This window comes from Pseudomonas sp. KB_15, assembly GCF_052114525.1.
Classification (GTDB): domain Bacteria; phylum Pseudomonadota; class Gammaproteobacteria; order Pseudomonadales; family Pseudomonadaceae; genus Aquipseudomonas.
Map to the genome: position 1 here is coordinate 149,673 of NZ_JBFREX010000001.1, position 26,114 is coordinate 175,786.

The 26,114-nt window shown below is 60.5% G+C and carries 23 protein-coding genes; 10 read left to right on the forward strand and 13 right to left on the reverse strand.

Translation table 11 applies throughout. The features are described 5' to 3' along the window. Nucleotides 1–204: 204 nt before the first annotated feature. From AB4Z35_RS00695 to AB4Z35_RS00710, 4 genes are all read left to right on the forward strand, one after another. Nucleotides 205–2,796, forward strand: coding sequence for a glycosyltransferase (locus AB4Z35_RS00695; RefSeq protein WP_442095676.1), 2,592 nt, complete (start codon nt 205–207; stop codon nt 2,794–2,796). A 222-nt stretch (nt 2,797–3,018) separates the two neighbouring features. Beyond that, on the forward strand, nt 3,019–4,170 hold the full coding sequence (gene dapE, locus AB4Z35_RS00700; RefSeq protein ID WP_007995764.1) for a succinyl-diaminopimelate desuccinylase: 1,152 nt from the start codon (nt 3,019–3,021) through the stop codon (nt 4,168–4,170). Beyond that, on the forward strand, nt 4,170–4,979 hold the full coding sequence (locus AB4Z35_RS00705; protein WP_442095677.1) for a putative RNA methyltransferase: 810 nt from the start codon (nt 4,170–4,172) through the stop codon (nt 4,977–4,979). The genes dapE and AB4Z35_RS00705 overlap by 1 nt, the downstream gene beginning before the upstream one ends. A gap of 84 nt (nt 4,980–5,063) precedes the next feature. Then, the gene (locus AB4Z35_RS00710; RefSeq protein WP_007978418.1) at nt 5,064–5,441 is read left to right on the forward strand and encodes a hypothetical protein; all 378 of its coding nucleotides are present in this window, start codon (nt 5,064–5,066) and stop codon (nt 5,439–5,441) included. A gap of 145 nt (nt 5,442–5,586) precedes the next feature. Here the strand turns inward: AB4Z35_RS00710 and AB4Z35_RS00715 are convergent, their stop codons facing one another. Further along, complete coding sequence (locus AB4Z35_RS00715; RefSeq protein WP_007954750.1) at nt 5,587–5,796, reverse strand: cold shock domain-containing protein; 210 nt, start codon at nt 5,794–5,796, stop codon at nt 5,587–5,589. A 236-nt stretch (nt 5,797–6,032) separates the two neighbouring features. Between AB4Z35_RS00715 and plsB the strand changes: the two genes are divergently transcribed. From plsB to AB4Z35_RS00735, 4 genes are all read left to right on the forward strand, one after another. After that, nucleotides 6,033–8,525: a glycerol-3-phosphate 1-O-acyltransferase PlsB gene (gene plsB, locus AB4Z35_RS00720; protein WP_442095678.1), complete on the forward strand. Its 2,493-nt coding sequence runs from the start codon at nt 6,033–6,035 to the stop codon at nt 8,523–8,525. Nucleotides 8,526–8,694: 169 nt separating this feature from the next. Next, on the forward strand, nt 8,695–9,036 hold the full coding sequence (locus tag AB4Z35_RS00725) for a YbaY family lipoprotein (protein WP_442095679.1): 342 nt from the start codon (nt 8,695–8,697) through the stop codon (nt 9,034–9,036). Between the two features lie 99 nt (nt 9,037–9,135). Next, nucleotides 9,136–9,534, forward strand: coding sequence for a YbaY family lipoprotein (locus AB4Z35_RS00730; protein WP_442095680.1), 399 nt, complete (start codon nt 9,136–9,138; stop codon nt 9,532–9,534). Between the two features lie 29 nt (nt 9,535–9,563). Further along, entirely contained in the window at nt 9,564–10,253 is a 690-nt protein-coding gene (locus AB4Z35_RS00735) for a DUF4197 domain-containing protein (RefSeq protein ID WP_007995770.1), read from the forward strand. Between the two features lie 50 nt (nt 10,254–10,303). Here the strand turns inward: AB4Z35_RS00735 and AB4Z35_RS00740 are convergent, their stop codons facing one another. The 5 genes from AB4Z35_RS00740 to AB4Z35_RS00760 all read right to left on the reverse strand — a co-directional run bounded on the left by AB4Z35_RS00740 (nt 10,304) and on the right by AB4Z35_RS00760 (nt 16,943). Then, nucleotides 10,304–11,647: a Fic family protein gene (locus AB4Z35_RS00740; protein WP_442095681.1), complete on the reverse strand. Its 1,344-nt coding sequence runs from the start codon at nt 11,645–11,647 to the stop codon at nt 10,304–10,306. 144 nt (nt 11,648–11,791) lie between these two features. After that, nucleotides 11,792–12,067, reverse strand: coding sequence for a DUF6124 family protein (locus AB4Z35_RS00745; protein WP_442095682.1), 276 nt, complete (start codon nt 12,065–12,067; stop codon nt 11,792–11,794). Nucleotides 12,068–12,143: 76 nt separating this feature from the next. Further along, nucleotides 12,144–12,449 (reverse strand): hypothetical protein, encoded by a 306-nt coding sequence (locus tag AB4Z35_RS00750; RefSeq protein WP_442095683.1) that lies wholly within the window; start codon nt 12,447–12,449, stop codon nt 12,144–12,146. 321 nt (nt 12,450–12,770) lie between these two features. Further along, the gene (locus tag AB4Z35_RS00755) at nt 12,771–15,836 is read right to left on the reverse strand and encodes an efflux RND transporter permease subunit (RefSeq protein WP_442095684.1); all 3,066 of its coding nucleotides are present in this window, start codon (nt 15,834–15,836) and stop codon (nt 12,771–12,773) included. A gap of 6 nt (nt 15,837–15,842) precedes the next feature. Beyond that, the gene (locus AB4Z35_RS00760) at nt 15,843–16,943 is read right to left on the reverse strand and encodes an efflux RND transporter periplasmic adaptor subunit (RefSeq protein WP_442095685.1); all 1,101 of its coding nucleotides are present in this window, start codon (nt 16,941–16,943) and stop codon (nt 15,843–15,845) included. Between the two features lie 93 nt (nt 16,944–17,036). On the opposite strand from AB4Z35_RS00760, the gene AB4Z35_RS00765 reads away from it, so the two are divergent. Further along, nucleotides 17,037–17,675 carry a TetR/AcrR family transcriptional regulator gene (locus AB4Z35_RS00765; protein ID WP_116265094.1) on the forward strand — a complete coding sequence of 213 codons (639 nt, stop codon included), beginning with the start codon at nt 17,037–17,039 and terminating at the stop codon, nt 17,673–17,675. A gap of 138 nt (nt 17,676–17,813) precedes the next feature. On the opposite strand, the gene AB4Z35_RS00770 is transcribed toward AB4Z35_RS00765, so the two are convergent. Continuing rightward, a complete protein-coding gene (locus tag AB4Z35_RS00770; RefSeq protein WP_007995774.1) occupies nt 17,814–18,596 on the reverse strand; it encodes a class I SAM-dependent methyltransferase in 783 nt (260 codons plus the stop codon). A gap of 93 nt (nt 18,597–18,689) precedes the next feature. On the opposite strand from AB4Z35_RS00770, the gene AB4Z35_RS00775 reads away from it, so the two are divergent. Further along, nucleotides 18,690–19,310: an energy transducer TonB gene (locus AB4Z35_RS00775; protein WP_442095686.1), complete on the forward strand. Its 621-nt coding sequence runs from the start codon at nt 18,690–18,692 to the stop codon at nt 19,308–19,310. Between the two features lie 28 nt (nt 19,311–19,338). Here the strand turns inward: AB4Z35_RS00775 and AB4Z35_RS00780 are convergent, their stop codons facing one another. The 6 genes from AB4Z35_RS00780 to ppc form a co-directional block, all read right to left on the reverse strand. Continuing rightward, nucleotides 19,339–20,160 carry an isocitrate lyase/PEP mutase family protein gene (locus tag AB4Z35_RS00780; protein WP_442095687.1) on the reverse strand — a complete coding sequence of 274 codons (822 nt, stop codon included), beginning with the start codon at nt 20,158–20,160 and terminating at the stop codon, nt 19,339–19,341. A gap of 31 nt (nt 20,161–20,191) precedes the next feature. Beyond that, the gene (locus AB4Z35_RS00785; RefSeq protein WP_442095688.1) at nt 20,192–21,052 is read right to left on the reverse strand and encodes a DUF72 domain-containing protein; all 861 of its coding nucleotides are present in this window, start codon (nt 21,050–21,052) and stop codon (nt 20,192–20,194) included. Further along, entirely contained in the window at nt 21,052–21,357 is a 306-nt protein-coding gene (locus tag AB4Z35_RS00790; RefSeq protein ID WP_007990798.1) for a hypothetical protein, read from the reverse strand. The genes AB4Z35_RS00785 and AB4Z35_RS00790 overlap by 1 nt, the downstream gene beginning before the upstream one ends. Before the next feature lie 233 nt (nt 21,358–21,590). After that, nucleotides 21,591–22,265 (reverse strand): tRNA (adenosine(37)-N6)-threonylcarbamoyltransferase complex dimerization subunit type 1 TsaB, encoded by a 675-nt coding sequence (tsaB, locus tag AB4Z35_RS00795; RefSeq protein ID WP_442095689.1) that lies wholly within the window; start codon nt 22,263–22,265, stop codon nt 21,591–21,593. A 93-nt stretch (nt 22,266–22,358) separates the two neighbouring features. Beyond that, a complete protein-coding gene (gene adk / locus AB4Z35_RS00800; protein WP_007995783.1) occupies nt 22,359–23,006 on the reverse strand; it encodes an adenylate kinase in 648 nt (215 codons plus the stop codon). Nucleotides 23,007–23,294: 288 nt separating this feature from the next. Next, nucleotides 23,295–25,925 (reverse strand): phosphoenolpyruvate carboxylase, encoded by a 2,631-nt coding sequence (gene ppc, locus AB4Z35_RS00805; RefSeq protein ID WP_442095690.1) that lies wholly within the window; start codon nt 25,923–25,925, stop codon nt 23,295–23,297. Between the last annotated feature and the right edge of the window lie 189 nt (nt 25,926–26,114).

Sequence of the window (26,114 nt, forward strand, 5' to 3'; positions counted from 1 at the left end):
GAACGGGCAACATCCACGAAAACTACATCGAACAAAGATTTGCCCTACAGGCTCTAACGAAAGAACTTAAACCGACTTGGATTGCCCAATGTCCGGCAATTCCCTGTCTGCTGTACGACCAGAGAATGCCCGGTGTAGGATGCGCGCCCCTTTGCGGCCGCCGACCGTTCCCTCGTTCCACAGCCTTTGGAACCCGAAATAGCTATGTCATCGCGTAAATTTGGACTCAACCTGGTCGTGGTGCTCGCCATCGCGGCCTTGTTTACCGGCTTCTGGGCGCTGATCAACCGCCCGGTCACCGCCCCCAACTGGCCTGAACAGATCTCCGGCTTCTCGTACTCGCCATTCCAGCAGGGCCAGTTCCCGCAGAAAGACCAGTACCCGACCGACGATCAAATGCGTCGCGACCTGGAGATCATGAGTAAGCTGACGGATAACATCCGCATCTACTCGGTCGATGGCACCCTGCAAGACATCCCGAAACTGGCGGAAGAATTCGGCTTGCGGGTGACACTGGGGATCTGGATCAGCCCGGACCAGGAACGCAACGAACGGGAAATTACCCGCGCCATCGAAATCGCCAACTCCTCACGCAGTGTGGTTCGTGTGGTGGTGGGCAACGAAGCGATCTTCCGCAAGGAAATCACCGCTGCCGAACTGAGCGTCATGCTCGACCGAGTCCGCGCTGCCGTGAAGGTGCCGGTGACCACGTCCGAGCAATGGCACGTTTGGGAAGAGCACCCGGAACTGGCCAAACACGTCGACCTGATCGCCGCGCACGTCCTGCCTTACTGGGAATTCATTCCGGTGGACAAGGCCCAGCAGTTCGTTCTGGATCGCGCCCGCGACCTGAAAAAGATGTTCCCGAAAAAGCCGCTGCTGCTGTCCGAAGTGGGCTGGCCGAGCAACGGCCGCATGCGCGGTGGCGCCGATGCCTCACCGGCAGACCAGGCGATCTACCTGCGCACCCTGGTCAACAAGCTCAACCGCCAGGGCTTCAACTACTTCGTGATCGAAGCGTTTGACCAGCCGTGGAAAGCCAGTGACGAAGGCTCCGTCGGCGCCTACTGGGGCGTGTTCAACGCCGCACGCCAGCAGAAGTTCAACTTCGAAGGCCCGGTGGTGGCGATTCCGCAATGGCGCGTATTGGCCATTGGTTCGGTAGTGTTGGCGCTGTTGTCGCTGACCCTGCTGATGATCGACGGCTCGGCCCTGCGCCAGCGCGGCCGTACCTTCCTGACCTTCATTGCGTTCCTCTGTGGTTCGGTGCTGGTGTGGATCGGTTACGACTACAGCCAGCAATACAGCACCTGGTTCAGCCTGACGGTGGGCTTCTTGCTCGCCCTCGGTGCGCTCGGGGTGTTTATCGTGCTGCTGACCGAAGCCCATGAACTGGCCGAAGCGGTGTGGGTGCACAAGCGCCGGCGCGAGTTTTTGCCGGTGGAAGGCGATTCCAGCTACCGCCCGAAAGTGTCGATTCACGTGCCCTGCTACAACGAGCCGCCGGAGATGGTCAAACAGACCCTCAACGCCCTGGCCAACCTCGACTATCCGGATTTCGAAGTCCTGATCATCGACAACAACACCAAGGATCCGGCGGTCTGGGAACCGGTGCGCGACTACTGCGCAACCCTCGGCCCGCGCTTCAAGTTCTTCCACGTTGCACCGCTCGCTGGTTTCAAGGGCGGCGCGCTGAACTACCTGATTCCGCATACTGCCAAGGACGCCGAAGTCATAGCCGTGATCGACTCGGACTACTGCGTCGACCGGAACTGGCTCAAGCACATGGTGCCGCACTTCGTCGACCCGAAAATCGCCGTGGTGCAATCGCCGCAGGATTACCGCGACCAGAACGAAAGTACGTTCAAGAAGCTCTGCTACGCGGAATACAAAGGTTTCTTCCACATTGGCATGGTTACCCGCAACGATCGTGACGCGATCATCCAGCATGGCACCATGACCATGACCCGTCGCTCGGTGCTCGAAGAACTGGGCTGGGCCGACTGGTGCATCTGCGAAGACGCCGAGCTGGGCCTGCGCGTATTCGAGAAAGGCCTGTCGGCAGCGTACTACCACACCAGCTACGGCAAAGGCCTGATGCCCGATACCTTCATCGACTTCAAGAAACAGCGTTTCCGCTGGGCCTACGGAGCGATTCAGATCATCAAGCGCCACACCGCCAGCCTGCTGCGCGGCAAGGACACCGAACTGACCCGTGGCCAGCGTTATCACTTCCTCGCGGGCTGGTTGCCGTGGGTGGCGGACGGCATGAACATCTTCTTCACCGTCGGTGCGCTGTTGTGGTCGGCGGCAATGATCATCGTGCCGCAACGGGTCGATCCACCGCTGCTGATTTTCGCGATCCCGCCGTTGGCGCTGTTCGTGTTCAAGGTTGCCAAGATCATCTTCCTCTATCGTCGTGCGGTTGGAGTGAACTTGAAGGATGCCTTCTGCGCGGCGCTGGCCGGTCTGGCGCTGTCCCACACCATCGCCAAAGCGGTGCTGTACGGCTTCTTCACCAGCAGCATTCCGTTCTTCCGTACGCCGAAAAACGCCGACAACCATGGTTTCTGGGTAGCGATTTCGGAAGCCCGGGAGGAGATGTTCATCATGCTGCTGTTGTGGAGCGCGGCGCTGGGGATTTATCTGGTCAACGGCATGCCGAGCAACGACATGCGCTTCTGGGTCACCATGTTGCTGGTGCAGTCGCTGCCGTACGTCGCGGCGCTGGTCATGGCGTTCCTGTCGTCGCTGCCGAAACCGGCCGCCGAGCCTGAAACGGCACCAGCGGTCTAAATCTCTGCGGATGCACTAAACGGCGGCCAATGGTCGCCGTTTTGCTTTAAGATAACCGCCATTTTGCGGGGCTTGGCTCAAGGGCCGACCCCAATACCTGTAGGAGCGAGCTTGCTCGCGAGAAACGCAAGGACAACGCGGTCACACAGATCGCACGCATTATCGTTAACGTCCATCGCGAGCAAGCTCGCTCCTACACATTTACAGATTCCGGAGTTTTCCATGACGGCCCATGCCGACCTTTCGCCGACCCTCCAACTCGCCATCGACCTGATCCGCCGTCCGTCCGTGACGCCGATCGACGCCGATTGCCAGAAGCAGATGATGCAGCGCCTGGGCGATGCCGGTTTCACCCTGGAACCGATGCGCATCGAAGATGTGGATAACTTCTGGGCCACCCACGGCCAGGACGACGGTCCGGTGCTGTGCTTTGCCGGGCACACCGACGTGGTCCCGACCGGCCCGGTGACGGCCTGGCAGATCGAGCCGTTCAACGCGCTGATCGACGAACACGGCATGCTCTGCGGCCGTGGCGCCGCCGACATGAAAGGCAGTCTCGCCGCCATGACCGTCGCGTCCGAGCGTTTCGTCGCCGACTACCCGAATCACAAAGGCAAAGTCGCCTTCCTGATCACCAGCGATGAAGAAGGTCCGGCGCATCACGGCACCAAGGCAGTGGTCGAACGCCTGGCAGCGCGCAAGGAGCGTCTGGACTGGTGCATCGTCGGCGAGCCGTCGAGCACCACCCTGGTCGGTGACGTGGTCAAGAACGGCCGTCGCGGCTCCCTCGGCGCCAAGCTGACCGTGCGCGGTGTGCAAGGCCACGTGGCTTACCCGCACCTGGCGAAGAACCCGATCCACCTCGCCGCTCCAGCCCTGGCGGAACTTGCCGCCGAGCACTGGGACCACGGCAACGATTTCTTCCCGCCGACCAGCTTCCAGATCTCCAACGTCAACTCCGGCACCGGTGCGACCAACGTGATCCCGGGTGACCTGGTGGCGGTATTCAACTTCCGCTTCTCGACTGAATCCACCGTCGAAGGCCTGCAAAAGCGCGTCGCCGACATCCTCGACAAGCATGGCCTTGACTGGCACGTCGACTGGGCTTTGTCCGGTCTGCCGTTCCTCACCGAGCCTGGCGCGCTGCTGGACGCGGTGTCGTCGAGCATCAAGGACATCACCGGTCGCGACACCAAGGCGTCCACCAGCGGCGGCACCTCCGACGGGCGCTTCATCGCGACCATGGGCACGCAAGTGGTTGAGCTGGGCCCGGTCAACGCGACCATCCACCAGGTCAACGAGCGCGTGCTGGCAGCGGATCTCGACGTGCTGACCGAAATCTACTACCAGACCCTGATCAAGTTGCTCGCCTGATGCTTGCCTGCCCTATCTGCAGCGAACCGCTCAATGCGGTGGACAACGGAGTGGTCTGCCCCGCCGGGCATCGTTTCGACCGTGCGCGCCAGGGTTACCTGAACTTGCTGCCGGTGCAGCACAAGAACAGCCGCGACCCTGGGGATAACCAGGCAATGGTCGAAGCCCGCCGCGACTTCCTGAATGCCGGGCATTACGCCCCGGTGGCCAGGCGTCTGGCGGAGCTGGCAGCCAGCTATGCACCACAGCGCTGGCTGGACATCGGTTGTGGCGAGGGCTACTACACCGCGCAAATCGCCGAGGCGCTGCCGGATGCCGAAGGTTATGCCCTGGACATCTCCCGCGAAGCGGTCAAACGCGCCTGCAAACGCAACCCGCAGCTCACCTGGTTGATCGCCAGCATGGCGCGGGTGCCGTTGGCTTCCGGCAGTTGCCAGTTCCTCGCCAGCGTCTTCAGCCCGCTGGACTGGGAAGAAGCCAAACGTCTGCTCAGCGTCGGCGGCGGCCTGATGAAAGTCGGACCGACCAGCGGCCACCTGATGGAACTGCGCGAGCGGCTGTACGATGAAGTCCGCGAGTACATCGACGACAAGCACCTGGACCTGGTGCCGGAAGGCATGGCGCTGGCGCACAGTGAAACCCTGGAATTCAAGCTGACACTCGCCAGCGGTCAGGATCGTGCCAATCTGCTGGCGATGACGCCCCACGGCTGGCGCGCCAGTGCCGAGCGCCGTGCTGCCGTGATCGAGCAGGCCGAGCCATTCGAGGTCACTGTGTCGATGCGCTACGATTATTTCGTTCTTCAATAACTTCAAACATTTTTGGTCTTGGGCAACGGCTCAAGACCGGCTAAATCCGCGAATGGATTTTTCAGACACGCAGTGAGGACATCCATGCGCCAACCCGATATCGAGATTTACCTGAAAGACGCCGACGTCGATCACAAAGCCATTGCCGCCTGGCTCGGCGCGGCACTTGGCCCGTGTTCGGATTGGGTCCAGAAGGGCCAGACCTACAAGTGCAAGGCCGGCAACGTGCCGGTGACCTGGCTGCCAAAAGCCGTTGGCAAGTGGAACAGCCTGTACCTGGAAAGCGACCAGACCCCATGGGACGACGACATCGCCTGCGCCCGCGCCGCGTTTGCCGCGCTGAACGTCGAAGTGCGTTGCGCGCCGGGAACCTGGGTGGAGGAAGAAGGTGAAGAGACGGCGGACCGCTGGATTCGCATCAGCGCCGATGGTGAAGAAGAGATCACCTGGAAAACGGCTTAAGGCCTGAACACCGCCCCTGTAGGAGCGAGCTTGCTCGCGATGGTCTTCAACGATAACGCGCCAATTCCGGGAACGCGCGGCGTCCTTGAATTCTTCGCGAGCAAGCCCGCTCCCACAGTGGTTTTGTGTGATCTGAAGAGTGGGTTTACAGCCCCACCACATCCTCAGCCTGCAACCCCTTCTGCCCTTCGACCACCGCATATTCAACCTGCTGGCCTTCGGTCAGCGAACGGTGCCCTTCGCCGCGAATCGCGCGGTAATGCACGAACACGTCCACCCCGTCCTCGCGCTGAATGAAGCCGTAGCCCTTGGCGTCGTTGAACCACTTCACGTTGCCGGTTTCGCGTGTTGCCATTTGTTCATACTCCCTTTTTATTATTGATCGGGCTTTTCGCAGGAAAGCCTCGGGAACGTCAGCCTGCGCATACCGGTCCCATGAGGGCAACGGCGACAGAGCGCCGAGTATATGACAGACGCTGAAACTCTCAATAGCAGTTTACTTCGCCGCTTTTTTGCCGATTTTCGACGAATCCGGCACACTACCCAGCGCCCGAGCAAACGCTCGGTTTTATTCACTTATGCAGAAGCCGTATGACCCGTTCCCCGTTCCGCCGTCTTGTGTTTGGCGCCCTGCGCCGACTGTTGTACCTCTGGGTTCGCTCCGAGACGATCAACCAGTCGTCGTTCACCCTTAACCTCGACCGCAGTCGTCCGGTGTTCTACGTCCTGCAAAACCCTTCGCTGACCGATCTCGCCGTGGTCGACACCGAGTGCAGCAAGGCCGGCCTGCCACGTCCGGTGCTGCCAGTATCGGTGGGCAACCTGCTGGAACCCGCCGCGTTCTTCTACCTGACACCGGACCCGGACTGGCTCGGCCGCCAGGACAAGCGCGGCGCGCCGCCGACACTGACACGCCTGGTCAGCGCCCTGAGCCAGAACGCCGCCGAAGATGCACAGATCATTCCGGTCAGCGTGTTCTGGGGTCAGTCGCCAGACAGCGAAAACAGCCCGTGGAAACTCCTGTTCGCCGACAGCTGGGCCGTTACCGGGCGCCTGCGGCGCTTGCTGAGCGTCATTGTGCTGGGGCGCAAGACCCGCGTGCAGTTTTCCGCGCCGATCCACCTGCGCGAACTGATCGAGCACAACAAGGGTCACGAGCGCACTGTGCGCATGGCCCAACGCATCCTGCGGGTGCACTTTCGCAACCTGAAGGCCGCGGTGATCGGCCCGGACATTTCCCACCGCCGCAACCTGGTCAAGGGCCTGCTCAACCAGCCGCAGGTCAAACAAGCGATCCTCGACGAAGCCGAACGCGAGAACATCTCGCCGGAGAAGGCCAAAGCTCAAGCGCTGCGCTACGGCAACGAAATCGCCTCGGACTACACCTACACTGCGATCCGTTTTATGGAAGTGGTGCTGAGCTGGTTCTGGAACAAGATCTACGACGGGATCAAGGTCAACCACATCGAAGGCGTGCAGAAGGTCGCCCAGGGTCACGAAGTGATCTACGTGCCGTGCCACCGCAGCCACATCGACTATCTGCTGCTGTCCTATCTACTGTTCCGCAACGGCCTGACCCCGCCGCACATTGCCGCCGGCATCAACCTCAACATGCCGGTGATCGGCGGCCTGCTGCGTCGCGGCGGTGCATTCTTCATGCGCCGCACCTTCAAGGGCAACCCGCTCTACACCTCGGTGTTCAACGAATACCTGCACACCCTGTTCACCAAGGGTTTCCCCGTGGAGTACTTCGTCGAGGGTGGCCGCTCGCGCACCGGGCGCATGCTGCAACCGAAGACCGGGATGCTGGCGATCACCCTGCGCAGTTTCCTGCGCTCGTCGCGCATGCCCATCGTGTTCGTGCCGGTGTACATCGGCTACGAGCGCGTACTGGAAGGTCGAACCTATCTTGGCGAGTTGCGCGGTGCGGCCAAGAAGAAAGAATCGATCTTCGACATATTCAAAGTCATCGGCGCGCTCAAGCAGCGCTTCGGCCAGGTAGCGGTGAACTTCGGCGAGCCGATCAAACTGGCGGAATTCCTCGACAGCGAACAGCCGGACTGGCGCCAACAGGAACTCGGCCCGCAGTTCAGACCCGCCTGGCTCAACGAAACCACCAACCGCCTCGGCGAGAAGGTCGCCCGGCATCTGAACGAAGCGGCAGCGATCAACCCGGTCAACCTCGTTGCCCTGGCCCTGCTGTCCACCAGCCGCCTGGCCCTGGACGACCGCGCCATGGCGCGGGTGCTGGATCTGTACCTGGCGCTGCTGCGCAAGGTCCCGTATTCGCCGCACACCACCTTGCCGGACGGTGACGGCCGGGCGCTGATCGAGCATGTGAAAGACATGGACCTGCTGTCCGAACAGAGCGATGCCCTGGGCAAGATTCTGTATCTGGACGAGCAGAATGCCGTCCTGATGACCTACTACCGCAACAACGTGCTGCACATCTTCGCCCTGCCGGCGCTGCTCGCGAGCTTCTTCCAGAGCGCCTCGCGCATGAGTCGCGAACAGATCCTGCGCTACACCCGCGCGCTGTACCCGTACCTGCAAGCGGAGCTGTTCATTCGCTGGTCGCTGGACGAACTGGATGCGGTGATCGATCAATGGCTGGAGGCGTTCGTCGAGCAAGGCCTGCTGCGCTTCGAGAACGATGTGTACCTGCGCCCGGCGCCAAGCTCACGGCATTTCGTGCTGCTGACCCTGCTGTCGAAAAGCATCGCGCAGACCCTGCAGCGCTTCTACATGACCGTGTCCCTGCTGCTCAACAGCGGCCAGAACAGCATCAGCGCCGAAGAACTGGAAGACCTGTGCACGGTCATGGCCCAGCGCCTGTCGATCCTGCATGGCCTGAACGCCCCGGAATTCTTCGACAAGAGCCTGTTCCGCCACTTCATCCAGACCATGCTCGACCTCGACGTGCTTAAGCGCGATGAAGCGGGCAAGCTGAGCTATCACGAGTTGCTCGGTGAACTGGCCGAAGGCGCGGCCAAACGAGTGCTGCCCGCGGAGATTCGGTTGTCGATCCGGCAGGTGGCGTTGCATCGCAGTGAAGATGCGGCGGAGCTGGTCACGCCCCTCTGACTCACTCACATCTCTGCGCGGAGGTTTCATGGCAGAAGCAAGGACGCTTCTGACTCATGCCACCTCCTTTTCGCCCATGCCAGTAGGAATATCCCTACATTTAAATCGCCACCTCAATCCTATGCTAGGCACTCGTCACTACCGACGATCAATTGATAAGGAAATCAATATGAACAACGAAACCGTAAAGACCATCAGCGGCAAAGTGTATTACCTGCCAAAGATTGGGCTGTTGCCTAACTCGACTCTTTATGTCCGACTGCTGGATGTCAGCTTGCAAGATGTCATCGCGAAGGAGCTGGCCGTACAGATCACTCCCAATGCAGAAAAAACCGGGCTGAACTTCAACCTGACGTACAGCTTTGCTGATGTCCTGCCCGGCCATACCTATGCAATCAGCGCGAGCATCACCCACGAAGACCGCCTGATCTTCGCCACCACTCAACAACATCAGGTGGAACTGGGTGCCGATCATGTAGAAGGGCAGAAAGTGCTGGTCAGCCTCGTCTGAGAACACCTCCGAGGCAAGTTGGGCGATATCCTCGGTAAAATCCGTTAAATTGTCGTTGGCGCCGGTCTTCTTCGGGCGCCAATGACAAGGATTTGCCTCATGAAAAAACTCTCTCTGCTTGGCCTTGCCGCATTGCTCGGCGCCTGCCAATCCATGCAACCTGCCCCGAAAGCCAGCCTCGACGGTGAAGTTTTTTACCTGCAACGCAGCGCCCTGCCGCCCACCGCTACCCTGAGCGTGAGCTTGCAGGACGTGTCCCTGGCCGATGCACCGGCGATTGTCCTCGACGAACAGAAAGGTCAGGTCAAAGGCCAGGTGCCACTGCCGTTTCATCTGAGTTACGATCCGGCGCAGGTCAAGCCGGGTCATCGTTACTCGGTCAGCGCGCGCATCGAAGTCGATGGCAAGCTGATGTTCATCACCACCGAAAACCATGCCGTGCGTCTTGATGGCGAGGACCCGCAACCGCTGAAAATCCGCGTCGACGCCGTTCGCTAATTCACTCTATTTTGAACAAGGAAGCTGCCATGCTCCGCCCTACTCTTCGTTTTGCCGGCCTGTGCGCAGGTTTGATGATCTGCGCCAACGCCCTGGCACTGTCCCTCAGCGACCTGTCGCAGAAAGACGCCACTGGCGGACTCAAGGACGCACTGACCCAAGGCGCGCAACTGGCCGTGAAACAACTCGGCACCCCGGGCGGCTTCAGCAACAACCCCGACGTGAAAATCGAACTGCCGGGCAAACTGGGCAAGGTCGCGAGCAAGATGAAACAGTTCGGCATGGGTGATCAGGTCGATGAACTGGAAGCCAGCATGAACAAGGCGGCGGAAACCGCCGTGACCCAGGCCCAGCCAATCCTCATCGATGCCGTGAAGAAAATGACCGTGGAAGATGCCAAGGGCATCCTCAGCGGCGGCAACGACTCGGCCACCCAATACCTGAACAAGACCAGCCGCGAGCAAATCCGCGCCAAGTTCCTGCCGATCGTCAAGCAAGCCACCGACAAGGTCGGCCTGGCCCAGCAGTACAACTCGTTCGCCGGACAAGCCGCAACAATGGGCGTAGTGGATGCAAAGAATGCCAACGTCGAAAACTACGTCACCGAGCAGGCGTTGAATGGCTTGTTTGAGATGATCGGCAAACAGGAAGAAACCATCCGCCAGAACCCGGCGGCTGCGGCGACCAGTTTGGCGAAGAAGGTATTCGGCACGCTCTAAGCCACAACACAAAACCCTGTGGGAGTGGGCCTGCTCGCTCCCACATTGGTTCAGGTCGCGGAGGCAGGTCGTAGAAAAAACACCCACTCCTGTCCCATCTTCCGTTTCTCAAATAACTTCAACTCGACCAGCCCATTCAATGTGGCTGATGCCGTGTTGTAAGAGCATCCCAGGTTTTCCTTCACATTGACCGCGGTAAATTCCTTGGCCATTCCGCTCTTGGCCACTTGAAACACGGCTCGCTGATTCTCCGTGAGTTGCTCGAGAAAACCACTTTCCCGCAACCATCGATCAAAGCACTCGGCATCAACCAGACTTTTCCGATACGCCTCGGTAAAACTGCCCACGGCACGCAGCACCACCGAACACTGGAAATCGATGAAATACGTCAGATCCAGATCATCCGCCTCGGTATCCAGGTATGAGCGCCCGTACTTCACCGGCGCATTGCGTAACAAGACGCTGATCGCGATGTAGCGGAACCCCGAGAAGTCATTTTTGAACATGAACCAGTAGAACAGCGCCCGCGCGACCCGACCGTTTCCATCGCGAAAAGGATGCTCGTACCCCAGGGCAAAATGCAGAGCGATGCCTTTGATCAAAGGATGAAGGTAATCCGCTTGATGGAGGTTGTCATGGGAATGGTTGATCCATTCCGCCAGCGACTGCAAACGCAACCCAATGCCTGCTGCGGGCGGCGTATGAACAGTGTTGCCCTCGCCATCCTGCACCACGACATCATCACGGCCTCTGAACACCCCCGGCGAATACTGCGGATCATCGATGCCCTCGACGCCAACGCGGTGCATCGCCGCGATCAACTCAACGCTCAGAGGCTCATAACGCTGCTCCCAGGCGAAGTTCATCATCTTGAAATTACCGATGACCATTCGCTCGTCCGGCGTGCGCGGCAGGCGATGACGCTTGAGCATGTCCTTGGCCACACGTGTCGTGGTGGCTGCACCTTCAAGCTGGCTGCTGCTGATGGCCTCGTCTTCGATCAGATCATTGAGCAAGTAGCTGAAATGAGCGCGCTCGCCAATCTGGCTGGTCATGTACTCCAACACGGCCGTAGTGGTTTGCCGGTCTACCGCGGAAATAGCCTTTTGCGCCAGCGGCGTCAGCACGAATTGCAGCCACCGCACCGGATCACCCAATGGCAAAAGACTCGAATACTGCGCCGTCCGGGCTTTCTTGACCAAGGCCCAGCACAAATTGGAATCCAGACCCGGCGCCCAGCGGTAGCGCAATGCATCGAATGGCAGATAACGCCCCTGATCGTCCAGGGGCTTGAGCAGAGCCAAGTAATCCGAGAGGCGTTCCTTGTGAGGCGACTGCCCTAGCCGATCAAACACCGGGTCGGTCCGTCCCCGCAACTTGGGTGGATTCTTCATACGCACTGTCTCAAACATTCATAAAACCGGGTTTTGAGTACAACACCTGGGCTCTTGAGCCTCAATATCAGACGGGTCTGAGATAAATGCAGGAACAATGAGGGCCCACTGATTGGTACAGGTTCAGCGGGCTTCTTCCTATTGCTATTGCTGTTGATCCAACTGATCGAGGACGCGATTCACTGATAGTTGCGCGAGGACAATCATCTGCTGAATGCCGAGTGCCAGATTGCAGGCTGGGCCGCTCAGGATGGACGACAGTTCGGTTGCCATTACATTGGCTGAAGCGAGAGTTTCATAGGCATGGACCAGCAGGGTTTCGGAGTCGACGCCTGGGTGGATGGAGGAAATTGGGCAGGGGCGGCGTGACACTTGTATTTCGGATTCAGAGGCGGAGGGATCAGGACTGTCTTTGATCATTGCGAAGCTCACAAAGTAGGCGCCTAACAAACTATTGGCGGGCTTGCAGTCCCGGTCGCTGAATTGGCAGCGACCGTCAGAGGCTAGTGATCGTGCTTCCGACAGGCAACCTGAAAGTCTTGTGGGAATGGTCTGAATGGTTGGCTTGGGCGATAAACTCTGCTGACTGATAAGCCGCCATCGCGAGCAGGCTCGCTCCTACAATTGGATCGGGTACATCTGTGATGGATTGATTGGCTGTTAGGCCGCCTTCGCGGGCAAGCCCGCTCCCACAGGGATGGTGGGCATCCGAGAGAATCAGGTCGGCTGGCAGGCCGCCATCGCTGGCAAGCCAGCTCCTACAGAACAGCAGAGTTGCGAACACCCGCTTCTCACCACTCATCAGGTCGAGCGTTAGCTCGCCTGCAGCTCTTGATCTTGATCCACCCGCCCCCTCGGGAGGCTGAGTGGAGGTGTTCATCCGGGGGCGGGCGCGCAGCGCCGTTCGGCGCAGCCGAACACATCGAGAGGAGGTCGAGCGAAGCCGACCGGAGGCGATGCCCCCGGATGAATACCGGAGCGAAGGAACCCCGAGCCCAGGCGAGGGGCCGTACGTTCGGGGCGAGCGTTTTTTGCTTACTTTTTTAGGCGCTTGTAAAAAAGTAAGTCGCCGTAAGGGCGAAACCGCCAGCCGCCGCAACCAAAAAAATGGATATGTACCCGGTCAAACCGGCTCCTTCCTGACCCGAAACCAAGCCGCATACAACGCCGGCAAAAACAAAAGCGTCAACGCCGTAGCAACGATCAACCCCCCCATGATCGCCACCGCCATCGGCCCAAAGAACACACTGCGCGACAGAGGAATCATCGCCAGAACAGCCGCCAGTGCCGTCAACACAATCGGCCGAAACCGCCGCACCGTCGCCTCGATAATCGCCTGCCAAGGCTTCAAACCAGCAGCAATGTCCTGCTCGATCTGATCCACCAGAATCACCGAGTTACGCATGATCATCCCCGACAAGGCGATAGTCCCCAGCATCGCCACGAAACCGAACGGCTGGCGAAACACCAACAGAAACAGCGTCACCCCGATCAACCCCAGCGGCGCCGTCAGAAACACCATCGCCGTGCGCGAAAAACTGCGCAGTTGCAGCATCAGCAAGGTCAACACCACCACGATGAACAACGGCACGCCGGCCTTCACCGAGTTCTGTCCGCGCGCCGAGTCTTCCACCGTGCCACCGACATCGAGCAAGTAGCCGTCGGGCAGTTCGGCGCGGATCGGATCTAGGGTCGGCATGATTTGTTGCACCAGCGTCGCCGGTTGCTCCTTGTCATAGATGTCGGCGCGAACCGTCACGTTAGGCAGGCGGTTACGGTGCCAGATGATGCCCTCCTCGAAGCCATATTCCAGGGTCGCGATCTGCGACAGCGCGACACTGCGCCCGTTATCGGTCGGCACCGCCAGGCTCGGCAGCAACGACAACTCGGTACGCTCATGCAAGGTGCCGCGCAACAGGATCTCGATCAACTCGTTGTCTTCACGGTACTGGCTGACGCTGGAACCGGTCAGGGAGCTTTGCAGGAACCTCGACAGGTTCGCCGTGCTCACGCCCAGCGCCCGCGCGCGATCCTGATCGATGTTCAGGTACACCACCTTGCTCGGTTCTTCCCAATCAAGGTGGACGTTGACCACATGCGGGTTCTCGCGAACCTTGGCCGCGACTTTACGTGCCAGCGCCCGCACCTCTTCGATGTGCTCTCCGGTCACACGGAACTGCACCGGGTAGCCAACCGGCGGACCGTTTTCCAGACGCGTGACCCGCGAGCGCAGCGCCGGGAATTGCTCGTTGAGGGTCGAGATCAACCAGGTGCGCAGGGTTTCCCGTTCTTCGATGGTTTTCGCCAGGACGACAAACTGGGCGAAGCTCGCCGCAGGAAGTTGCTGATCCAGCGGCAGGTAGAAACGCGGCGAACCGGTACCGACATAGGCCACGTAATTGTCGATCCCGGCCTTGTCCTTGAGCAGCGCTTCGAGACGTTTGACCTCGTCGGCGGTGTTGCTCAGCGAAGCGCCTTCGGCCAGTTTCAGGTCGACCATCAACTCCAGGCGACCCGATGCCGGGAAGAACTGCTGCGGCACAAACTTGAACAGCACGATAGAGGCAATGAACAACAGCACGGTCGCCAGGATCACGGTTTTGCGCCAGTGCACGCACCACTCCACCAGACGCCGGACGCGCTGATAGAACGGTGTGCCATACGGATCGGGCTGGCCGGCACCGTGCTTGGCGGCGTGAATCTTCGCCAGGTCCGGCAGGAGTTTTTCCCCCAGGTACGGCACGAAGACCACCGCGGCCACCCAGGACGCCAGCAGCGCGATGGTGACCACCTCGAAGATCGAACGGGTGTATTCGCCCGTGCCCGATTGCGCCGTGGCAATCGGCAGGAAGCCGGCCGCGGTGATCAGCGTACCGGTGAGCATCGGGAACGCGGTGCTGGTCCAGGCATAACTCGCCGCTTTGACCCGGTCGAAGCCCTGCTCCATCTTTATCGCCATCATTTCCACGGCGATGATCGCGTCGTCCACCAGCAAGCCCAGGGCCAGTACCAGCGCGCCGAGGGAGATCTTGTGCAGGCCGATGCCGAGGTAATACATGCAGGCGAATGTCATCGCCAGCACCAGCGGAATCGCCAGCGCCACCACCATGCCGGTGCGCACGCCGAGGGAGAAGAAGCTCACCAGCAACACAATGGCCAGCGCCTCGACCAGCACTTGCACGAACTCGCCAACACCGGTTTTCACCGCTGCCGGCTGGTCGGAGACTTTACGCAGCTGCATGCCGGCAGGGAGGTTTTTCTGGATGCGGGCGAACTCGACTTCCAGCGCCTTGCCCAGCACCAGAATGTCACCGCCATCCTTCATCGCCACCGCCAGGCCAATGGCGTCCTGCGCCATGAAGCGCATGCGCGGTGCCGGTGGATCATTGAAACCACGGCGTACGTCGGCCACATCGGAGATGCGGAAGGTGCGATCACCGACGCGGATCGGGAAGTTCTTGATCTCGTCGACCGTCTGAAAATTCCCCGTCACCCGTAGCTGCAATCGCTCGCTGCTGGTTTCGAAGAAACCCGCCGTAGACACCGCGTTCTGCTCTTCAAGGGCTTGCTGGACAGCCGCCAGCGGCATGCCGAGGGTGGCGAGCTTGACGTTGGAGAGTTCGATCCAGACTTTCTCGTCCTGCAACCCCAGCAGTTCGACCTTGCCCACATCCTTGACCCGCTGCAGCTGGATCTGGATGCGGTCGGCGTAATCCTTGAGCACGGCGTAGTCGAAACCCTCGCCGGTCAGGGCGTAGATATTGCCGAAGGTGGTGCCGAACTCATCGTTGAAGAACGGTCCCTGAATCCCCGGCGGCAGGGTATGACGAATGTCGCTGATCTTCTTGCGCACCTGATACCAGAGCTCCGGGATCTCCACCGAGTGCATAGAGTCGCGCGCGATGAAAGTCACCTGGGATTCGCCCGGACGGGAGAACGACACGATGCGCTCGTACTCGCCGGTTTCCATCAGTTTCTTTTCGATGCGTTCGGTGACCTGGCGCGAGACTTCCTGGGCAGTCGCTCCCGGCCAGTTGGTGCGAATCACCATGGCCTTGAAGGTGAATGGCGGGTCCTCACTCTGGCCGAGCTTGGTGTAGGAAAGTGCGCCGACGATGGCCAGCAACAGCATCAGGAACAGGACGATCTGGCGATTACGCAGCGCCCATTCGGAAACGTTGAAGCGCATCGGGGCTTACTCCTTGTCCGCCAAATTGACCACGCGATTGGAACGATCCACCGGGCGCACCTGCTGCCCTTCGAGAAGCACATGGACACCGGCGGCCACGACCCAGTCGCTGGCGTTGAGCCCTTCAAGCACCGGTACGGTTTTCTCGCCGAAGGCACCAACGCGCACCGGGGTTCTCTTCAACGTGTTGTTGGCGCTGACGACCCAGACATAGGTCACGCCGTTTTCGGCGGTCAGCGCAGACAGTGGAACGGACAGTGGGACCACGTCGGCGGCCTGCACGAACACTCGGGCGCTCTGGCCCAGTTCGACAGGAACGTTGCCGGTGTTGAAGGCGATACGCGCCGCAAAGGTACGCGACTTGGGGTCGGCTGACGGCGACAGTTCACGGATTCGCCCGGCGAAACGCTGGTCGGGCTGGGTCCAGAGCTCCACCGTCACCGGTTCACCGACCTTGAAGCGGCCGAAATTCTGCTCCGGCAGACTGATCAACACTTCACGCTCGCCATCGGTCGCCAGCGTGAACACCGTTTGTCCGGCGGCCACGACTTGCCCGACTTCCACCAGACGCTTGGCCACGACGCCGTCCTGCGGCGCACGCAACACGGCGTAGCTGGCCTGGTTATTGGAAACGTTGAATTCGGCTTTGATTTGCTTGAGGCGGGCTTCGCCGGAGCGGTAGAGGTTTTCGGCGTTGTCGTACTGCGAGCGACTGACCAGCTGGCGTTCCATCAGGGTCTTGTAGCGATCACGCTCGGAACGCACCAGGTTCAGGTTGGCCTCAGCGGCAGCGACCTGGGCGCGAGTGGCCTCCAGCTGCAAGCGCACGTCCTGGGGATCGAGCTCTGCCAAGGGTTGATCGGCCTTGACCCGTTGCCCTTCCTCAACCAGTCGTCGGCTGACTTTACCGCCGATACGGAACGCCAGGTCCGGCTCATAACGCGCGCGAACTTCACCGGGATAGCTTTCCATGGACTGCGCCGAAGGCTCTGGCTGGACCACCATGGCCGGGCGCACGCTGACTGGCGGCGCTTCTTCATGACCACACGCAGACAATAAAAAAGCCAGGGTGACTGGCAACGCGAGGGACAAGGCATAGCGGAACATGGTAAAGGACCTTTCGCTAATGGTGCTTTGAATAATTATACTGAGCAGTATGTTATTAATAGCAAACTCACCAGTCCAGTAATAAAAACGAATATGCCAAACAATCTTTCAGCACCCAATGGCCCAGGCAGACCCAAGGATTTGGTCAAGCGCCAGGCAATTCTCGATGCGGCGAAAACGCTGTTTCTGAGTAAGGGTTATGCCAATACCAGCATGGATGCCGTCGCAGCCGAGGCCGGTGTGTCAAAGCTGACGGTCTATAGCCATTTCAACGACAAGGAGACGCTGTTCTCCGCCGCCGTGATGGCCAAGTGCGAGGAGCAGTTGCCACCGCTGTTCTTCGAATTGCCGGAAGGTGTGGCAGTGGAAACCGTGCTGCTGAACATCGCGCGGGGTTTTCATCAGTTGATCAACAGTGATGAGTCCGTGAATCTGCACCGTTTGATGATGACCCTGGGCAGCCAGGATCCGAAACTCGCGCAAATCTTCTTCGAGGCCGGGCCGCAACGCATGCTCCATGGCATGGAGCGCCTGCTGATCAAGATCGATGAAAGTGGCGTGTTGCGCATCGACAAGCCGCACAACGCGGCCGAGCATTTCTTCTGCCTGATCAAGGGCGCCGGGAATTTCCGCTTGCTGTATGGCTGCGGCGAGCCGCCGGTTGGCGAGGCGGCAGAGAGCCATGTGCGGGAAGTGGTGGGGTTGTTTATGCGGGCTTATCGGCCTGAGTGAGCCTGACAGTATTGCGTTGACTGTACCGACGCCTTCGCGGGCAAGCCCGCTCCCACAGGGTCCGAGGTGTACTCGAATTTTGAACCCGGCACAAAACCTGTGGGAGCGTGGCTTGCCCGCGATGAAGGCGACTCGGTCTTAAGGCTTCAAAGCCTTCTTCGGATAAATATCGTACCGGCTCGACTTGCCATCCAGCGCATGGCTCGGCTTCGGCCCGTCGATGCACGGCGCCTTGCGCGGGCGCTTGACCACCACCCGGTGGCTGGCCAGGGCCAACGCGGCTTCGAGCAATGCCGGCGCATCCGGGTCATCGCCCACCAGCGGCCGGAACAGGCGCATTTCCTTCTTCACCAACGCAGTTTTCTCACGGTGCGGGAACATCGGGTCGAGATAGATCACCTGCGGCGGTTCGCCTTCCCAATTGCGCATCACCTCGATCGAGTTACCCTTGAGCAAGCGCATGCGCGCCACGATCGGCGCCACGTCGAAATCTTCCGCGCCACGGGCCAGGCCATCCTCCAGCAAGGCACCAATCAGCGGCTGACGCTCGATCAGGCTCATCTCGCAACCGAGGCTGGCCAGCACGAACGCATCCTTGCCCAGCCCGGCCGTGGCATCCAGTACCCGTGGGCGCACGCCTTGGGCGACGCCAACAGCCTTGGCAATCATCTGCCCGCTGCCGCCGCCGTACAACCGGCGATGGGCCGCGCCGCCCTCGACGAAGTCCACCCGCACCGGCCCCGGCGCATCCGGCCCCAGCTGTTGCAACTGCAAACCCTGGTCACCCACCTGCAAGGCAAATTCGCCGTCCGCCACTTGCATCGGCAAGCCCAGGCGCTCGGCCCATTGCTCGGCTTGTGGCTCGAAAGCCGCGTCCAGGGCCTGGACATGGATGCGGCAGGCCGCGGGTTGATCAATCATCGGAAAACACGCTCAAAAAATTAATGATCGGCAAAAACGGCCGATAACAAAACTATCGAGCATTTTGCCAGAGCTGAGCGTCGACCGAGAGAAATGTCAGACATTCAACCCACAATCACAGGTTTTATCTCGCCCTACGGCGACTACAACCTGCGAAATACCCAGGCACTGAGCGGTGTCAGTCACATCTGGCAGGATTTCTTTGCCCGGGCGCTGGCCGAACAGGCGGGTGATGTGCTGCCTGAATCACTGAATTTCCCACCGGTCGATCTAGAAAGCCCGGTCGAGCCGACCGTCGGCAGCGAGCTGCTGGAGCACATCGTGTCCCAGCGTGAATGCGATGTGAAGGACATTCAGGTACGTCCACCCGAGCCGCTGTTCCTGCCGATTGCCGAATTTGAAATGGACCTGGCCGACAAACCATTCCCACCGTTCCCGGCGGATGAAATCGTCGCCCAGCAAAAACAGCAGGCCTTCGAAAGCGGCTGGGTCCGCCCGATCGTATTGAATGCCGATCAGTCGGTGCCGCAAGCCGGTCCTGCCCCGCAACCGCGTCCGCTGCACCTGCCCATCGCCGAGTTCGAACTCGACCTGCTCGACAAGCCGTTCCCGCCGTTCTCGCCAGAAGAACTGCGGGAACAACAGAAACAACTCGATTTCGATAACGGCTGGGCCCGCCCGATCATCCTGCAGAACCTGCGTATCGCCGCCTGATCTTCAGCCGCGCCCTCTTGCGCATCTCTCAGCCTTTGAAGAACTGATTGGCCTTCTGGTACGGCATCGACCGGGACGTGAAACCGAACGTGCCCGATGTCTGGATTTCTTCGGCGGCGCGAAAGAATTCGCCATACGCCGCCAGTGCGAGCGCCGAGCCCACGCTGATGCGCTTGACGCCCATTTCACTCAACTGCGCGACTGTCAGCTTCAAACCGCCCGACATCAACACATTCACCGGTTTTGGCGCCACTGCCCGCACCACCGCCAATACATCCTCGGCGCTGCGCAGGCCCGGTGCGTAGAGCACGTCGGCACCGGCCTCGGCGAATGCCTGCAAGCGGCGGATGGTGTCGGCCAGATCGGGATTACCATGCAGGAAGTTTTCGGCCCGGGCAGTCAATGTGAAGGGGAACGGCAGACTGCGGGCGGCCGCGACAGAAGCTTCGATACGCGCCACAGCGTGATCGAAACAGTAGATCGGGCCTTCTTCGCGGCCGGTGGCATCTTCAATCGAACCACCGACAGCACCGGCCTCAGCCGCGCGCAAAAGGCTTTTGGCGCAATCGGCCGGGTTGTCGGCAAAACCGTTTTCCAGGTCCACGGCAACCGGCAGGTCGGTGGCGGCAACAATCGCCTGAACGTTCAGCAGGGTATCGTCCAGGGTCAATCCGCCATCGGCACGCCCCTGGGAAAAGGCATAACCGGCACTGGTAGTCGCCAGCGCCTCGAAGCCGAGGCTGGCGAGCATTTTCGCCGAACCGGCGTCCCACGGATTGGGAATCACAAAAGCCCCGTGGCGTTCGTGAAGGGCTTTGAACGCCTGGGCTCGAAGGGTTTGCGCATCCATTGGCAGGCTCCTGAAGAGGGGGAAATCCGCCTCAGAGCAGGCCAAGTTGCTCGATGGCGGGTTCTCTGTATAGCTCAGGCAACGCCGGCAAGCCAGGCAAACGCAGCATCAGCCTGGCGTGAAAGCGCTGCGCCAGTTTCGCCGCCAGTATGTTGTCGGCCGTGTGCAGGAAGATATACGGCGTGCGGCCTTCTTCGATCCAGAGCGCGATTTTCCCGACCCAAGGCTCCAGAAACGTATCGTTGGCCTCAAGCGTCGGATGGCCGATAAAACGTACCTGCGGGAATGCCGTGAATGCCGCCGGACGCGGTGGCACGCGAGGTTTCTTCGATTGCGCATGGAGCACCGATGGCTCGGTCGACGTGCAACTGAACAGCGCACGTGGATCGAGGCAGATGCGTTCGACTCCGCGATCCAGCAACAGACGATTGAGCATTCGCTCGCTGTCACCCTTGGCGAAAAAGTCGTCATGCCGCACTTCCACGGCCAGCGGCCGCTGCAGGGCATCGATAAATCCGGCCAGTTCGGGCAAACGTTGGGGCGTGAAGCTTTTCGACAGCTGCAACCACAGTGGCGACACCCGCTCGCCAAGCGGGCCGAGTAATTGCAGGAAGGTCTCGGCGGCGGTCAGTTGCTCGCGCAAGTCACCGCCGTGGCTGATCTCGCCGGGAAACTTGGCGGTGAAACGAAAGTGATCGGGCATGGTGTCGGCCCAACGCTGCACGGTACTCGCAGCCGGGCTCGCGTAGAAGGTCGTGTTGCCTTCTACGGCATTGAATACTCGGGAATAGAGATGGAGAAACTCAGCTGGCCTGGCGTCCAGCGGGTACAGGTAGTCGCGCCAGGCGTTTTCACTCCACGAGGGACAACCGAGGTAGTACGGCAGCAACATCAGATGTACAGGTCGAGACCCAGCACATCCGCTTCCCAATCGACGAAACCGGCGGTGCTCAGGTAGCTGGCCAGGGCCATCGCCACGCTTTTGCTCATGGCACGGTGGTAAAGCATGTCTTGTTGTCGGGCGGGGAGATTGCTCAGTTTTTGCGCAGAGGCCTTGGCGGCGCGTGCAGCCAGTTGCTCTTCAGTCGGGAATTCCAGCTCGCCTTCGATATCAATGGCGTCGTCTTCCACCACGCGGCCTGTGCGAGGTTTGCGCTTGATGGGGTAGGACTGAGAGGAAACGCCGTCTATACGCATAGCTGCATGCTCGGAATCAGTAATGGCAGTTTAGTGGCGCATTTCCCACTTCGCAAACCGCCGAGTGATAACTAGAACACATAAAAGGCAAAAGGTTTAAAAGCCGGGGTTAGAAAATGACGATTGACTGCGTCCGATAGATCGCCATCGCGGGCAAGCCCGCTCCCACAGGGTTAGAGGTGATCCTGTGGGAGCGGGCTTGCCCGCGATTGAACCAACTCAATCCTGAAAATCTACCGTGCTTTGGGCGTCGCCACTTTATCGCGCAAATACACCGGCTGTGCCTCGTCGGCCACGATCGCCTCGCCGCGCGCCCAGGCAAATCGCGCCAGGGTCAGCAGGTCTTCGGCATGGGGCAACATGCCCGCGTCCTGCCCGCTCAGGCTGACGGCGATACGCTCGCCATAACCCCAACCGGTGCCTGCGCCGAACCATTCGCCGCTGGCATCGGCCGGCAATGCAGCGGACTCCGGCGGCAGGACCGCTTCCGTACCCACCAGGCGCATTTCCCCCGCTGTTTCGCGGTAGCACCCCCAATACACTTCATCCATGCGCGCATCAATGGCAGCAGCGACCTGACTGGCACCGTGTTCGCGGAGCGCACGTTGCGCCAGCACGGCCAGGTTCGACACCGGCAGCACCGGGCGATCCAGGGCAAACGCCAGGCCTTGCACCACGCCGATGGCGATACGCACACCCGTGAAGGCACCCGGGCCACGGCCGAACGCGATGGCATCGACCGCTTGCAGGGTGGTCCCGGCATCGGCCAGTAACTGCTGGATCATCGGCAACAGCTTCTGCGCGTGCAGGCGCGGGATCACCTCGTAATGGCTCGTGACCTTGCCGTCATGCAGCAAGGCAACGGAGCAAGCTTCAGTCGCGGTGTCCAGGGCCAGCAAGGTGCTCATTGATGTTTCCGTAAAAGAGGTCAGAAAAAGTGCGTCAGTATAAACAACTACGGCCCGCAAGCGGGCCGTGGATGATGCAGCGGATCAGGTTTTTCAGCTCAAGGCTGCAAGCACCTTGGAGGTGATCGCTTCAACCGATCCGACGCCTTCGATATGGCTGTATTGCGGCTTGCCATTGGCAGCCGACAGCTTTTGGTAGAAATCCACCAGCGGCTTGGTCTGCGAATGGTAGACCGACAGGCGATGACGTACGGTTTCTTCAGTGTCGTCCTTGCGCTGTACCAGCTCTTCACCGGTGATGTCGTCTTTGCCAGCGATTTTCGGCGGGTTGTAGACGATGTGGTACACGCGGCCGCTGGCCTCGTGAACACGGCGACCAGCGATACGCTGGACGATTTCTTCGTCTTCGACGGCGATTTCAACCACTGCATCCAGCTCGACGCCGGCAGTCACCAGGGCTTCAGCCTGGGGAATGGTGCGCGGGAAGCCGTCGAACAGGAAACCGTTGGCGCAATCGGACTGGGCAATGCGGTCCTTGACCAGTGCGATGATCAGGTCATCGGACACCAGGCCACCGGCATCCATGATGCTCTTGGCCTTGATGCCCAGTTCGGTGCCGGCCTTGACCGCTGCACGCAGCATGTCACCGGTGGAGATTTGCGGAATGCCGAATTTTTCGGTGATGAACTTAGCCTGAGTACCTTTACCGGCCCCGGGAGCTCCCAGCAGAATGACGCGCATCGATGTGCTCCTCAATTTTTTATATGGATAACGTCAGATTCGCCTCGTGGGGCCAATCTCAAAAATAGGGTCGTGACCGCCCAAACGGTCAAAGGCTGATCAAGATACACAGCAGGCTGCGCCCACACAAGACGCCAAAAGTCGGAGAAACCGCTGCCTCTTGCGACCATTGCGCGCAGTTCCCCAAGTCGCAACCCCATCATTAACTGTCGCCTGACAGCACTTTTCAACCCCTGCTGCGGAGGCATCCGCCTCACCTGCCGGATGCCTGACCCCACGGCAAAAACCTTAGCCGGTGTTACGCAATCCGGCGGCAATCCCCGCGACAGACACCAGCAGGGCCTGTTCTACCGGGCTGTCCTGCGCCACGTCCTGCACTCGCGAACGGGCCAGCAACTCGGCCTGCAATAGATGAAGCGGGTCGAGGTAGGTGTTGCGCAAGCGGATGAACTCGAGGGTCGCCGGGCTATGTGCCAGCAGCTGCGATTGCCCGGTCAGGCCGAGAACGATGGTGCACGCCTGCGACAATAGGTCGCGTAAGTGCGCGCCCAATGGCAACAGATTCGGCTCCACCAGACGCTCGTCGTAGGACTGTGCAATGTCGGCATCGGCCTTGGCCAGGACCATTTCCAGCATATCGATGCGAGTGCGGAAGAACGGCCATTGCTCACGCATCTGCCCCAGCAGTTCGCCTTCGCCACGCTCCAGAGCCTTGCTCAGGGCAGATTCCCAACCCAGCCAGGCTGGGAGCATCAGGCGTGTCTGGGTCCAGCCGAAGATCCACGGAATCGCCCGCAGGCTTTCGATCCCCCCGGCCCGGCGCTTGGCCGGACGGCTGCCCAGCGGCAAACGACCGAGTTCCTGTTCCGGCGTGGACTGGCGGAAATACTCCACGAACTGCGGATTTTCCCGCACCACCGCGCGGTAAGCGCTGACACCGTCTGCCGCCAGTTCATCCATCAAGTGTCGCCATTCAGGCGTAGGTGGCGGCGGAGGCAGCAACGTCGCTTCAAGCACAGCGGCCAGATACAGATTGAGGTTTTGCTCGGCGATGTCCGGCAGGCCGAATTTGAATCGGATCATTTCGCCCTGTTCAGTGGTGCGGAACCGCCCCGCCACCGAACCCGGTGGCTGCGACAGGATCGCCGCGTGGGCCGGACCGCCGCCACGCCCCACAGTGCCGCCGCGTCCGTGGAACAACAGCAGCTCCACTTGCTGCGCACGGCAGATATCCACCAGCCGCTCCTGCGCCCGGTACTGCGCCCAGGCCGCCGCGGTGGTGCCGGCATCCTTGGCTGAATCGGAGTAACCGATCATCACTTCCTGCGGGCCTTGCAGGCGCGAGCGATAGCCCGGCAACAGCAGCAGTTTCTCGATCACCGGGCCGGCGTTGTCGAGGTCGGCCAGGGTTTCGAACAGCGGCACCACGCGCATCGGCCGCAGCACACCGGATTCCTTGAGCAGCAATTGCACGGCCAGCACATCGGAGGCGGCACCGGCCATGGAAATCACATAGGAACCAAGAGACGCCTGCGGCGCAGCGGCGATTTCCCGGCAGGTCGCCAGCACTTCGGCGGTGTCGGCGGACGGTTTGAAATACGTCGGCAGCAATGGCCGACGGTTGTTCAGTTCGCGCATCAGGAAGGCGATGCGCTCCTCCTCGCTCCAGTCCTCGTAGCGACCCAGGCCCAGGTAATCGGTGATTTCGGTCATGGCGGCGGTGTGCCGCGACGAGTCCTGGCGCACATCCAGACGAACAAGGAACAGACCGAACGTCACTGCCCGACGCAGGCAATCGAGCAACGGCCCGTCGGCGATCACGCCCATGCCGCATTCATGCAGCGAGTGGTAGCACAGCTCCAGCGGGTCGAGCAGTTCGCGGTTGTTTTGCAGCACATCGGTCGGTGCCGGTGTGGGCGTCGACAACGAGGTGTGCGCCCAGTTGCGCGTCGCCCGCAGGCGTTCGCGCAGCTGTTTGAGCACTGCCCGGTAAGGTTCGGCGCTGTCACCCGCCTTGGCCTTCAATTCATCGCTGGCCTGCTGCATCGACAGTTCAGCGGCAAGGTGATCGACATCCCGCAGGTACAAATCAGCCGCCATCCAGCGCGCCAACAGTAAAACCTCTCGGGTAACCGCCGCCGTCACGTTCGGGTTGCCGTCGCGGTCGCCGCCCATCCACGAGGCAAAGCGAATCGGTGCGGCCTCCAGTGGCAAGCGCAGGCCGGTGGCGGCGTGCAGGGCCTGATCGGCCTTGCGCAGATAATTTGGAATGGCCTGCCACAGCGAATGCTCGATCACCGCGAAACCCCACTTGGCTTCGTCCACCGGCGTCGGACGCGTGCGGCGGATTTCTTCGGTATGCCAGGCTTCGGCGATCAGACGCTGCAAGGTGGTTTTGATCTGCTCGCGCTCGGCACTGGTCAGGTCGCGGTGATCCTGCGCCGCCAGTTGCGCGGCGATGGCGTCGTACTTCTGGATCAGCGTACGGCGCGCGACTTCGGTCGGGTGCGCCGTCAGCACCAGTTCAATCTCCAGTCGCCCCAATTGCCGGGCCAGTGCTTCGGCACCATGACCCTCGGCGCGCAGGCGCGCGAGCAATTCGGGCAACACCCGGGCTTCGAACGGCGCCTGTTGAGACTCCTCCCGACGGTGAATCAACTGGTATTGCTCGGCGATATTGGCCAGGTTGAGAAACTGATTGAACGCCCGCGCTACCGGCAACAGTTCGTCTTCGGTCAATTGGTTGAGGCTGGCGCTGAGTTCGGCGTCCATGGAGCCGCGCCGGTCAGCCTTGGCGCCCTTGCGGATCTGCTCGATCTTGTCGAGAAAACCATCGCCATATTGTTCACGAATGGTGTTGCCCAACAGCTCACCCAACAGGTGAACATCCTCGCGCAAGCGTGCATCAATATCGGTCATCAGCAGGTCTCCAGCAAAAAATCCGGGCGGCTAAGAACCTAGAGAGTGCCGCTCCAGACAGGTTCTTACAAGCAAGACGACGAAGGGACTTCAAACCCTGCCTGTTGAAGCTAGTCTGAAGATAAGCCTTACAACGGCTATCACCGGCCAATGCCGGACACTCACCCAGCCTGCCACGAGCGGGAGCGT